Below are 13,154 nucleotides of genomic sequence, written 5' to 3'. Positions count from 1 at the left end.
TTTTTGATATACTAAATATGATAAACAAAACGTTAATAATTATTATTTTCAAATATATTTAGAATTATTTTCGGGTCAACGAGAGGATTTATAGATTCATGAATAAATGGTATAAGCATATTATTGGGGCTAGAACAATTAAAACAGGGTTAGCGACCTTTCTAACGTCCTTATTTTGTTTAATGTTAAACCTAACTCCGATCTTCGCAATACTTACTGCAATCGTTACGATTGAACCTACTGCTAAGGCTTCCTTAAAAAAGGGTTACCGTAGATTACCTGCTACAGTGATTGGTGCACTATTTGCAGTGATATTTACTTATATATTTGGAGATACATCTCCTTTATCCTATACGTTTGCTGCAGTATTCACTATTTTATTGTGTACTAAATTAAACTTACAAGTGGGTACAACAGTAGCAGTACTAACCGCTATGGCGATGATTCCCGGTATTCATCATGCCTATTTCTTTAATTTCTTTTCCAGATTATTAACAGCTTTAATTGGGTTAGTAACTGCAGGATTAGTTAACTTCATCGTCTTACCCCCCAAATATTATCAACAAATAGAAGATAATTTATCGGTTACAGAACATAAAATGTACAAATTATTCGCAATTAGATGCCAAGAATTATTACTAGGCAAATTTCAATCTGATGAAAGCAATGATTTACTTGATAAATTAGTAGGACTAAATACAAAAACAGAAACATTAATTGGTTACCAACGTGATGAGTTAAGGTACCATAAAAACAAAGAAAAAGAATGGAAACGATTAAAAGATATATCAAACCGTGCTTATAGTGATCGTTTATTGGCTACCCATCTTTCTAATATCATATACTTGCCTAAAGATATTCATCTTAAATTTACTGCAGATGAAAAAATGGCAATGATTAAAATTAGTAATAGTATCAATCATATTCCATCAAGCGATGAATTTGTTCGACAAAAGGAAGCTGCTTCAACATTAAAATCTTCTGTTAAATTATTAGAAGAATTTGACCAAAATCAAATCAAAAGTCATCTCATCTATGAAATTTTATTAATTTATAGAATACTTGATACTCGATTTGAAGACAAAGAAAGGGAGCGGGACAGAAATTAAAATAATTTCGTTGTATCCCCAACTCGCGTTGACCGTAGACTTTCTTTTCGAAACTCTCTATGTTGGGGCCCCGCTCCCCGGCAAGGATGACTAGGTTTGAAAAAAGCTTGATTTAAGCGCATTTTCAAATCAGTCAGCTACTGCCATAATGCTAATGAAGGCTGAAACATTTTATTTTGTCTCAGCCTTTTTTATTTATATTTAATTTTTCGCTGAACGTTCAACGATGACACGTTTTGCAGCTTCTTCTTCAGTGTTATCAAGTTGTCTTGGTTCAAAAGGAATATCTTTACGTTCACATGCTTTTTCCAATAGGTAATCTGTTAACTCATGATTTTTAGGTAAAATCGGTCCATGTAAGTACGTACCTAATAAGTTTTTATAATGTATGCCTTCACGTTTGTCCGTCTCATTATTTCCATAACCAACCTTAACATGGCCTAATGTACCGAAGTTATGATGCGTACGGCCACCATGATTTTCAAAGCCGACGATTGTACCAAACGTTTCGCTTTCAATCACGATATCTCCAGTCAAGCGATCAGTACGTGATTCGGTATAAAAGTCTAAAATACCTAGACCTTCTAACTCGGTGCCATCTGGAGTGATATATTTAGTACCTAAGAATTGGTAACCACCACAAATCGTAAGGCCTGGCATACCATCTTCAATCGCTTCTTTTAATTTTGATTTAATCTTACTTAATTCTTTCGTAGCGATACTTTGTTCTCTATCGCTTCCGCCACCGATAAAGAAGATATCACATTCATCTAAAGTAACGCCTTCTGTTTCATTGATTTCTACAACATTTAATTTGATATTACGTTTTTTAGCACGTTGCTTAAGGGCGATAATATTCCCGATGTCACTATATAAGTTCAATTTATCTGACATAAAATGATAGACAGTTAATTCATTCATATTTATTGCCCTCCTACAAATGAACGATTAAGTTGTTCAAGCATTGGTGATAATGACGTATAGTTCGGAATGGCTACAGTGAAACCACTATAATTCATCGTTAATGCTGTCGCTTTGTAAATATCCTTTTCAAGCACAATAGGAACAGTGACTTCTGCTAATTTCAAACGCAATTGTAATTCCTCTGCACGTGTACCTGTTACTATAATTGCTTCAATATCTTGTTCGCTTAATTTTTCAAAATCAGCGTCATAAATCCAAGACGTATCACGACCATCTGCTGCATTATCATTTAAACTGATGACATAAACTTTCTGACCTTCAAGTTGCTCGCCTACTGATAAACTAGCATTCATACCTGCAGGGTTCTTAGCTAAATTAATCATTGCTTCTTTCCCATTTAGTTTAAAGTACTGCATACGACCGTTATCAGAAGTATAAGTTTCAAAGCCTTTGCGAATTGACTCATCGTTAAGTCCTAATTCTCTTAAAACTGAATAAGCTGCGATAGCATTGTAAGCATTGAAATCTCCAGCTATTTTCATATCAAATTGCGCATCATTAACATTTAATTTCAAGAACGGGGAGACCTCAAATGTGTTCACTTCATATTTAGGCGCTTCGCGTTTGAAACCACATGTACAATGGTAATGTCCTATTTGATTGTAATGTATGTAATCATATTCTAATAATCTACCACAATTAGGACAGTATTTACTTTCATTCATTGTACTTTGTTCAAATTCATGGGCATGTGCTTTCATGCCATAATAAACAATTGTATCACTTGCGATTTTAAGACGACTCACAAATGGATCATCTGCATTAAGTAATAACTTAATCCCTTTGTTGCTAATTGATTTTGCTATATTATTAACCATAATATCAATTTCACCGAAACGGTCCATTTGATCTCGGAAAAAGTTGGTAAAAATCATCATCGTTGGTGTAACTTCTTTTAATACACGCGGAATAGAACCTTCATCAATTTCAATTACCGCTACTTTTGTATTTTTAGTCGATTGCATAATAAATGCTGACGTAATACCAGCCGCCATATTTGCACCTTCGTTATTATGAACAATATCGATATTATTCGCTTTTAAGGTATGACCAATTAAGTTAGAAGTAGTAGTTTTTCCGTTCGTACCACTTACGAAGACGATATCATCTACTTGTGCGGCTAATTTACGTAATATATTTTGATCCACTCTACGTGCAATTTGACCAGGTAAGTCAGTACCCTTTTTACCAGCTGCGATACTTGCTCTACGGGCCAATTTAGCTAAGTGGGTTGCAGTCCATTGTCTCATGAGTTTCCTCCTTGTTTAATTCACTCGCATAATTATAACACGTTACGGGTATAACAAAAAACATTCTCAATTAGAAATGATAATATACACTCTAGATTATAATAATTATTATTTACTAATGAGAATAAATTTGTTATACTCAAAAAGAACAAACAGAGATGATTAAATTTTATATTTGAGGTGACTTAATTATGTTAAGTAAAGACTTATTAGAAGCATTAAATGACCAAATGAATCATGAATACTACGCAGCTCACGCATATATGGCAATGGCAGCTTATTGTGATGATAAATCTTATGAAGGTTTTGCTAATTTCTATATCCAACAAGCTAAAGAAGAACGCTTCCACGGTAAAAAAATCTATGATTATATCAATGATCGTGGAGAACGTGCAGAATTCAAAGAAATTCCTGCACCAAAAACTGATTTCAAATCAATCTTAGAAACCTTCAAAGATGGTTTAGCACAAGAACAAGATGTAACACGTCGTTTCTATAACTTATCTGAAATTGCTCAAAAAGATAAAGATTATGCAACAACTTCATTCTTAAATTGGTTCTTAGATGAACAAGTTGAAGAGGAATCTACTTTTGAAACTCATATCGACTACTTAACTCGTATCGGTGACGATTGCAACACTTTATATCTTTATGAAAAAGAACTTGCTTCTCGTTCATTCGATGAAGAATAAGTGGCAATTTCTATTTAAAATCAACGTATAAATTTAACCCGTATTACTCTCCCCCACAGTTAGGAGTAATACGGGTTATTTGCGTGCAACTTTCTGTTATTTTTGACGATATTAAGCTAAACTAACAACATCTTTAATTAAAGAAAGGAAACGAATATGTTTAGTAATTCATTTGTAGCACTCGATTTTGAAACAGCTAATGGAAAACGTACTAGTATTTGTTCAGTGGGTATGGTGAAAGTAGTTGATAATGAAATCGTAGAATCATTCTATACGCTAGTAAATCCATTTGATTACTTTTCAAAAACAAATATTGCCGTCCACGGTATAAAGCCTGAAGATGTTAAAGATGCGCCTAGCTTTGCGTATGTTTATCCCTATATGTTGCAATTCATTGATGGGCTTCCTGTCGTAGCTCATAATGCAGCATTTGATATGAACGTGCTACATCAAAGTTTAAAGCAATTAAATATCGAAACACCTTCTTTAATGTATTTCTGCTCTTATCAATTAGCTAAACGCACGATTAGTGCTTATCGCTATGGTTTAAAACATTTAATGAACCATTATAAATTGGATTTTCATGGCCATCATGATGCGTTAAATGATGCGAAAGCATGCGCCATGATTACATTTAGATTGTTGAAGCACTATGAAGATCTTGAAAGTATGTTACAGATTTATGGTAAGAATTTAAAAGATAAAGGTTAATATCAAAGACTATAGTAAAACTATTTCACTCTTTTACATTAGACTCTGGAGTTAAACTAGTCCTAGATAACGATAAACCTTTATCTTCTAAATAAAATCATATATGGTCATATTTTGATATGTGGCTTGTTCTAAGTTTCCGACTGTTACGCCTATTAAGCGAATAGGTACGTCTGGATCTTTCAATTCGTTATATAAATCATATGCCACGTTATAGATATCTGTTTCACTACTAACCATTTCCCTTAAACTGCGTTGTTTGGAGAATGTTTCATATTTATGTGTCTTAATCTTTACAGTCACTGTGCTGCCAGACTTTTGTAGTTTCGCTAAGCGCTCTGCCGTCTTTCCTGATAACTCCCATACTTTCTGTAAAATCTCATCATCATCGTTCACATCTGTCGAGAATGTGCGCTCTGTTCCTACAGATTTGCGAATACGAGTCGCTTTGACTTCACTGTTATCAATGCCTCTCGCTTTGTTATACAAACCTCTTCCTCTTTTGCCAAACCAACGAATTAATTCGAACTCCGATTTATTATACAAATCTTTCCCAGTATAAATCTCATGTTCATGCATAATCTTCTTTGACGCTTTACCTACACCAGGAAACTCCCCTATATCCAAATTCATCAGAATTTCATGCACATTATTATAATCAATGACCATCATGCCATTTGGCTTGTTCATCCCACTCGCTAGTTTAGCCAAATATTTATTATAAGAAACACCCGCCGACGAGGTTAATCCCGTTTTTTCGAAAATGTCTCGACGAATATAAGCAGCAATTTTAGAAGCCGGCATATCTGGTCTTACTAAATGCGTAATATCTAAATACGCTTCATCTAAAGCAAGTGGTTCTACTATATCGGTATAGCTTTTAAAAATATTCATAATAATACCAGAAGCTTCACGATAAGCATCAAAACGTGCTCTAACATAATAACCATTAGGACATAGTTTATGTGCTTGAGACATCGGCATGGCAGAATGAACGCCATATTTACGTGCCTCATACGAAGCTGTCGACACTACACCACGGTTACTTGCTTTTCCTCCTACAATTACAGGTTTCCCTCGTAGCTTCGGATTATCTCTCATTTCTACTTGCGCGTAAAAGCAATCCATATCGATATGCACAATACGTCTTTCTGCCATTATGTCCCTCCTTTTCCTGAAAATAAAAAATATAAAAAGCCTCAATACAATTATACTTCGTCTATGAGTAAAACTCATGAGATGTGCATAGTACGATTGTATTGAGACTTAACTATATTATTCATAATCATTCTGAGCTTGTAATGGTTGATAGTGATACATATATAAACCTTCATCAGTGGCTTGAACATATTTGAATTTATTAATTAACACGATCCCTACTAAATATAAATCAAGTAAACAATAACCAATATGTATACTTAAAATAAAGATAATCGATGAGTAAGAATAAAAACTAAATAAAACCATTAATGCAGCAGTAATCATAATCGCTGGAGCTAACATAATTGTACAAAATTGCCATTTATTAAAGTATTTTTTCGAAATATGAATTAATAAAATACCTTTTTTGTATTTAAAATGAGGTTTCTCCCCTTTTGAAAACACATAAAAAGAAAAACGATGAATCATTTCATGTATAGCCAAGGCAATGCCAAAACCTAATATACCAAATACTATATTAGTTAAAAATGATTGTTCGATAACTTTCGTAAATGAAAAAGCCCATTTATAAGTTAGCAATATTGCAAATAATATTACGACGATTTGAATGGCAATAAACTTCGATAAGTTTAATCGGTTATGATTTAAATCGATTTTATGCACAATTATGACCCCCTATCCCTCTTAATTCATTCATAGTATACATGGACGAATAAAAGAAAAAAAGTTTTTTTTTATAAATTAAACACTCTGTAATCATTTCTTAATATTAATCAAACTGAATTGCATATGAAAGAAAAACTACACACTTCTTAAAAGATAAAAATTGTTTATTTGTCTTCTTTGCGTTCAAACAAAGCCACCGTTTCAATGTGTGTAGTTTGAGGAAACATGTCGACTGGTGTAATCTCTTTCAGGTCATAACTAGAGGCTAAAATTTTTGCATCTCGTTGTTGAGTAGAAGGATTACAAGAAATATAGACAATACGTTTCGGATTAAGCGCTAGAAGTGTTTGTAAAAAGGTTTCATCGCATCCCTTGCGAGGTGGATCGACCATGACTACATCGGGTTTAATTCCTTGTTGTTTCCATTCTATAATGACTTCTTCTGCTTTACCACATTCAAAAGTCGTATTATCTAATCCGTTTAAAGTCGCATTTTGTTTAGCATCCTTAATTGCTGATGGCACAACTTCTACCCCATATACATGCTTCGCAACTGGCGCCATGTACAAACCTATTGTGCCAATTCCACAATAAGTATCAAGCACTGTTTCTTGTCCATTTAATTGTGCATACTCAATAGCCTTGCCATATAATTTTTCCGTCTGACTTGAGTTAATTTGATAGAAAGATTGATCACTAATTTTAAATGTAATATCACTTAATGAATCAATAATTTTGTCTTTACCGTACAAAGTAATGGATTGTCGTCCCATAATAACGTTTGAATGGCTATCATTAATATTTTGCTTAATACTCGTTATATTTGGAAACGTTTGAGTTAACTTTTCAACTAATAAATGTGCCTGTTTAAATTTAGCGCCATTAGTTACAAATATGACCATCATTTCATCTGTATAATGCCCAGTACGAATAACTAAATGTCTTAATAGACCTTTCTTAGTGCGCTCATTATATATACTGATATTAAATTCATTAAGCCACTGTTTAACATGATTCATAATTACTTGATGTTGTTGATCTTGGATTAAACAACTGTCCATATCAATGATGTCATGACTTCTTTGACGATAATATCCCAAAATAGTGTGATTGTCTTTATCTTTACCTATAGGTAATTGTGATTTATTTCTATAACGCCATGGATTTTCCATACCTATCGTGTCATTAATTAACGTCTCGTTAAACTGCGCTTTTCTATGAAATAGATTTACCACTTGTTCTTTCTTCATTGCAAGTTGCGCTTCATATGTCATGTGTTGTAATTGACATCCACCACATTTCCAATAATATTTACAAGGTGGTTCCACACGGTCTTCGCTCGCTTGTTTAACTTCAAGTAATTTACCAATAGCGAAATTTTTCTTTACTTTGATAATTTTAAATTCTATTTCCTCATCAATTAACGCATTTGGAATAAATATAGGATAACGATCAAATTTAACCACCCCATGACCTTCATGTGTTAAATCGACGACATATCCTTGTTTAATGTCGTTCTTATTTAATATTTCCACTCTTTTTCACCCCACATGAAAAAGAGGTTTGAGTAGCTTAATGTAGGTGATGTTATTCCCCGTATTGTCAAACTATGACTCAACCTCTTCTTATTATTTATTAAATTATTAAATATTTATCATTAACAATCTCGTTCTAATTAACTCTGTGTATCATGTTGTTGATCTTCAGTTAACTCTTCATTGTGAATATCTTTCGGTGTACATACTTCTATATGACGTTTTAAATTTAAGAAATTAGCCGGTAATTTACCACCGTATTCTCCATCTACATTAAGTTGCATTTCTGTAAAGGAAGATATATTGATAGATTTCGCTTTTTCATAGATGACTTTCGGATGTTTTGTATGTTCTCCACGTGAAGCTAATGTCATAATATGTCCCAGTTCTGCTAGATTAGCCTTTTCAACAATAATTAAAGTATAATACCCATCGTCTAGCTTAGCATCAGGCACTAGCTTTTCAAAGCCAGCCATTGAATTCGTTAATCCTAATAAAAATAATAATGCTTCACCTTGAAAGACGTTATCATCATATTCAATTCTTATATCTACCGCTTTCATTTGGGGTAACATTTCAAAGCCTTTTATGTAATAAGCAAATGGTCCTACAATTGATTTCAAGCGACTGGGTGTTTCGTAAGAGACTTGGGTTAATTTCCCTCCAGCTGCGAGATTGATAAAATAGCGATTATTCATTTTACCAATATCTACTTTCGTCGTGTGATTCTCAATAATGACATCAACTGCTCCCATAATGTCACTTGGTAAATGTAATGCACGACCAAAATCATTCACTGTGCCCATTGGTATAATGCCAAGTTTGGGACGATTAGGTTGTTCTGCAATTCCATTTACGACTTCATTTAAAGTACCATCGCCACCCGCAGCGATAAGAATATCATAGTTTTGTTTAAGTGCACGTTCCGCTTCAAGTATAGCATCGCCTTCTCTTTCAGTTGCATATGCACTTGTTTCATATCCTGCACGTTCTAATTTTATTAAAACATCTGGTAAAGTTCGCTTAAACATTTCCTTTCCAGAAGTTGGATTATAGATGATTCTTGCACGTTTTCTCATAAATTATCCCTCAACTTTTTTTACATACACTTATATTAAATGATTTAGGAGTGAGATAAAAGTATTTCATCCAATTATCTTAATCCAGTTTATTTAAAAATTATAAAATTTATAAAAACACAAAAAATCCATCTCAAGTGATGGAGGGAGGTCTGGACAAAAGTGTTTAGGATTTGAGCAGAGCCAAACGATGAGCAAAATTGTTTCTCAAATTTTGTCGAGTGGTAACAGTAACCCCAGCTTGCATTGCTTGTAGATTTTCTTTTTGAAAATCTCTGTGCTGAGGGTCCCTCTGCCGAAAATCCTGCTTTTGGGAATCCGTTAATTAATCGAATTCCCTATGCATAAATTCTTTATACCTAAACCTCTACTCTTTATCATGAGATGGAGATTTTATTTGATATTATCGTTTATCTAATTCTTGTTTTAGAATTTGGTTAACTTTTTGTGGGTTAGCTTGGCCTTTAGACGCTTTCATAATTTGACCGACTAAGAAGCCCATTGCTTTACCTTTACCATTTTTATAATCTTCTACTGATTGAGGGTTATTGTCTAAAGCTTCAGTTACAAATTTAGTTAATGTAGCTTCGTCAGAGATTTGAACTAAACCTTTATCTTCCATAATTTGTTTAGCATCTCCACCATTTTCAGCTAATTCTGGGAAGACTTTCTTAGCAATTTTACTACTCATTGTGCCATCTTCAATAAGTTTAATCATTCCTGCTAAGTTTTCAGGTGTTAATTTAGTATCTTCTAGATCAACTTGATTTTTATTAAGATACTCATTTACACCACCCATTAACCAGTTAGATGTTAATTTAACATCAGCGCCATGTTCAATTGCGCCTTCAAAGAAGTCAGACATTTCTTTAGTAAGTGTTAATACATGTGCATCGTATTCAGGTAAACCTAAATCATTTACATATTTCGCTTTACGTTCGTCTGGTAATTCTGGAATAGTTTGACGCACACGTTCTTTCCACTCATCATCTACGTATAAAGGTACGATATCTGGTTCTGGGAAGTAACGATAGTCATCTGACCCTTCTTTAACACGCATAAGAATTGTTTTACCAGTAGATTCATCGAAACGACGTGTTTCTTGTCCGATTGTTCCACCATTTAATAATTCTTCTTCTTGGCGTTTTTCTTCATATTCTAAACCTTTTCTTACATAGTTAAATGAGTTAAGGTTTTTTAATTCCGTTTTAGTACCGAATTCTTTTTGGCCATATGGACGTAATGAAATGTTGGCATCACAACGTAATGAACCTTCTTCCATCTTACAGTCAGACACGCCAGTGTATTGAATGATTGAACGTAATTTTTCTAAGTAAGCATATGCTTCTTTTGGTGAACGAATATCTGGTTCAGACACAATTTCGATTAATGGTGTACCTTGACGGTTTAAGTCAACTAAAGAGTATCCATCTTTATGTGTTGATTTACCAGCATCTTCTTCCATATGAAGACGAGTAATACCAATACGTTTAGTTTCACCATCTACCTCGATATCAATGTATCCATTTTCTCCAATTGGTTGATCAAATTGTGAAATTTGATAAGCCTTTGGATTATCTGGATAGAAATAGTTTTTACGGTCAAATTTAGAATGTGTCGCAATATCCATGTTAAGTGCCATTGATGCACGCATAGCCCAGTCTACAGCTCTTCTATTAACAACTGGTAAAACACCTGGATATGCTAAATCAATAACATTAGTATTTGAGTTAGGTTCAGCTCCAAAGTGTGCTGGTGATGGAGAGAACATTTTTGAGTCTGTTTTTAACTCAACGTGAACTTCAAGTCCGATAACTGTTTCAAAATGCATTATTTCCACTCCTTATAATTTTTCGTATGCGTCATGTAAATTGAATTGTGTTTCATATTGATATGCAACACGGTATAACGTTTTTTCATCAAAAGGTTTACCGATAAATTGTAAACCGATTGGTCGTCCATTGGCTTGGCCACAAGGAACAGAAATACCTGGTAGACCAGCTAAGTTAACAGGTGTAGTTAATAAGTCATTGGCATACATTGTTAAAGGATCATCGATTTCGTCGCCTAAGTTGAACGCAGTTGTTGGTGCAGTAGGACCTACTACAACATCATAATCTTCAAATACTTTATCAAAGTCATTTTTAATTAATGTTCTTACTTTTTGAGATTTTTTGTAATATGCATCATAGTAACCAGAACTTAATGCAAACGTACCTAAGAAGATACGACGTTTTACTTCGTCGCCAAACCCTTCTGATCTAGACATTTTATATAATTCTTCTAATGTTTGTGCTTCTTTAGAGTGGTAACCATATCTGATACCATCGAAACGTGCTAAGTTAGCTGACGCTTCAGATGATGCAATAACGTAGTATGAAGGAATACCATATTTAGTGTTTGGTAATGAAACTTCTTCTACTTCAGCGCCTAACGATTTTAATGTTTCTACAGCACTTTTTACTGCTTCTTTTACATCATCACTTACACCTTCACCTAAATATTCTTTAGGTAATGCAACTTTTAGGCCTTTAATATCTTTACCGATTTCTGAAGTGAAATCTACATCGTCTACTGGTGCACTTGTTGAATCATGTTCATCCACACCTGAAATGGCTTCTAAAACTAAAGCGTTATCTTTAACATTACGTGTGATCGGTCCGATTTGATCTAATGATGAAGCGAACGCCACTAAACCGAAACGTGATACACGACCATAAGTTGGTTTCATACCGACTACACCACAGTAAGCTGCCGGTTGTCTAATTGAACCACCTGTATCTGAACCTAAACTAAATGGTACTAAACCAGCTGCAACTGCTGCTGCAGAACCACCTGATGAACCACCTGGTACTGCTGAATGATCAAATGGATTGACTGTTTTTTTAAAGTAAGATGTTTCTGTTGAACCACCCATTGCGAATTCATCCATATTTAATTTACCAATTAATACAGCATTTTCATTATTCAATTTATTCATTACAGTAGATTCATAGATAGGCACGAAACCTTCTAACATTTTACTAGCACATGTTGTTTCAACGTCTTTAGTAATAATGTTATCTTTGATACCCATTGGAATACCAAATAATTTACCTTCGATTTGGCCTTTAGCTTGCAACTCATCTAGCTCTTCAGCTTTTTTGATTGCATTTTCTTTATCTAAAGCTAAAAATGATTTAACAGTTGGATCAGTTTCTTCAATTGCATCATAAATATCTTTAACAATTTCAGAAGGTTTGATCTCGTTGTTTTTAATCATTTCTGATAATTTTTCAACTGATTCATAGCGAATACTCATCTTAAGCGTCCTCCTCATTCATGATAGCTGGTACTTTAAATTGACCATCTTCTGTTTCTTTAGCATTTTTTAATGCAAGTTCTTGAGGAATGCCCTCGATTGCTTTGTCATCACGTAACACATTTTGTAAATCTAATACATGATAAGTTGGCTCAACACCTTCTGTATCAGCTGTATCATTTTGTTTCGCAAAATCTAAGATACTTTCAAGCGTGTTAGCCATAATTTCTGTTTCTTCTTCAGAAATTTGAAGTCTCGCTAAATGTGCTATATGTTCAACTTCTTCGCGTGTAACTTTAGTCATTAATTAAAAAGCCTCCTTATTACTCATTCATCATAAAATTGTATCAAATTTTCAGTGAAAAATCTAAATATTTCTCATAAGTCATATTGGTATAGTGCTTAATCACGCTTTTTTGAAGATTAACGACGTAAATTAATCCTATTTTATGTTACTTATTTAATTTTAATTAAAAATTAAGTACTTTATAAATATTTAAATAATATAAATTATGCAATTAAAGTATAAAAAATTAATAATTGATTTTTGTTTAAGAAAACGCTTACTAACTAATAATAAAGATAAAATAGTGTTAACTTTATAAAATAAAACTTCTCTAATGTATTCACTTTAATGTATAATATTACATGTAACTAATTTAATTT

General features: G+C 33.3%; 12 protein-coding genes. 3 read left to right on the top strand and 9 right to left on the bottom strand.

All coding sequences use genetic code 11. From position 1 onward, the window contains the following. Positions 1-98 precede the first annotated feature (98 nt). Complete coding sequence (locus tag MT340_RS04675; RefSeq protein ID WP_243588982.1) at positions 99-1,109, top strand: FUSC family protein; 1,011 nt, start codon at positions 99-101, stop codon at positions 1,107-1,109. A 201-nt stretch (positions 1,110-1,310) separates the two neighbouring features. Here MT340_RS04675 and gatD read toward each other — a convergent pair whose 3' ends face one another. Both gatD and murT read right to left on the bottom strand, forming a co-directional pair. Beyond that, positions 1,311-2,030 carry a lipid II isoglutaminyl synthase subunit GatD gene (gene gatD, locus MT340_RS04670; RefSeq protein ID WP_243588981.1) on the bottom strand — a complete coding sequence of 240 codons (720 nt, stop codon included), beginning with the start codon at positions 2,028-2,030 and terminating at the stop codon, positions 1,311-1,313. Between the two features lie 2 nt (positions 2,031-2,032). Further along, positions 2,033-3,343, bottom strand: coding sequence for a lipid II isoglutaminyl synthase subunit MurT (murT, locus tag MT340_RS04665; RefSeq protein ID WP_243588980.1), 1,311 nt, complete (start codon positions 3,341-3,343; stop codon positions 2,033-2,035). A gap of 191 nt (positions 3,344-3,534) precedes the next feature. Here murT and ftnA point away from each other — a divergent pair, with 191 nt between their 5' ends. Next, a complete protein-coding gene (gene ftnA, locus MT340_RS04660) occupies positions 3,535-4,035 on the top strand; it encodes a ferritin (protein ID WP_243588979.1) in 501 nt (166 codons plus the stop codon). A 156-nt stretch (positions 4,036-4,191) separates the two neighbouring features. Continuing rightward, positions 4,192-4,746, top strand: a complete 555-nt coding sequence (locus MT340_RS04655; protein ID WP_243603610.1) for a 3'-5' exonuclease — start codon at positions 4,192-4,194, stop codon at positions 4,744-4,746. Positions 4,747-4,833: 87 nt separating this feature from the next. Here the strand turns inward: MT340_RS04655 and dinB are convergent, their stop codons facing one another. The 7 genes from dinB to gatC all read right to left on the bottom strand — a co-directional run bounded on the left by dinB (position 4,834) and on the right by gatC (position 12,792). Beyond that, complete coding sequence (dinB, locus tag MT340_RS04650) at positions 4,834-5,904, bottom strand: DNA polymerase IV (RefSeq protein ID WP_243588978.1); 1,071 nt, start codon at positions 5,902-5,904, stop codon at positions 4,834-4,836. Between the two features lie 117 nt (positions 5,905-6,021). After that, positions 6,022-6,570, bottom strand: a complete 549-nt coding sequence (locus MT340_RS04645) for a DUF3267 domain-containing protein (RefSeq protein WP_243588977.1) — start codon at positions 6,568-6,570, stop codon at positions 6,022-6,024. Between the two features lie 167 nt (positions 6,571-6,737). Continuing rightward, positions 6,738-8,108, bottom strand: a complete 1,371-nt coding sequence (gene rlmD / locus MT340_RS04640) for a 23S rRNA (uracil(1939)-C(5))-methyltransferase RlmD (protein ID WP_243588976.1) — start codon at positions 8,106-8,108, stop codon at positions 6,738-6,740. Positions 8,109-8,248: 140 nt separating this feature from the next. Continuing rightward, positions 8,249-9,187: a diacylglycerol kinase gene (locus MT340_RS04635; protein ID WP_243588975.1), complete on the bottom strand. Its 939-nt coding sequence runs from the start codon at positions 9,185-9,187 to the stop codon at positions 8,249-8,251. 403 nt (positions 9,188-9,590) lie between these two features. Continuing rightward, on the bottom strand, positions 9,591-11,018 hold the full coding sequence (gene gatB / locus MT340_RS04630; protein WP_243588974.1) for an Asp-tRNA(Asn)/Glu-tRNA(Gln) amidotransferase subunit GatB: 1,428 nt from the start codon (positions 11,016-11,018) through the stop codon (positions 9,591-9,593). A gap of 12 nt (positions 11,019-11,030) precedes the next feature. Then, positions 11,031-12,488, bottom strand: a complete 1,458-nt coding sequence (gatA, locus tag MT340_RS04625) for an Asp-tRNA(Asn)/Glu-tRNA(Gln) amidotransferase subunit GatA (protein WP_243588973.1) — start codon at positions 12,486-12,488, stop codon at positions 11,031-11,033. Between the two features lies 1 nt (position 12,489). Continuing rightward, positions 12,490-12,792: an Asp-tRNA(Asn)/Glu-tRNA(Gln) amidotransferase subunit GatC gene (gene gatC / locus MT340_RS04620; protein ID WP_126565871.1), complete on the bottom strand. Its 303-nt coding sequence runs from the start codon at positions 12,790-12,792 to the stop codon at positions 12,490-12,492. Positions 12,793-13,154: the final 362 nt, after the last annotated feature.

Origin of the sequence: Staphylococcus sp. NRL 16/872 (assembly GCF_022815905.2) — a bacterium.
GTDB lineage: Bacteria > Bacillota > Bacilli > Staphylococcales > Staphylococcaceae > Staphylococcus.
Note: the sequence above shows the minus strand (reverse complement) of the source record. Positions and strands in the feature narration are given on the sequence as shown.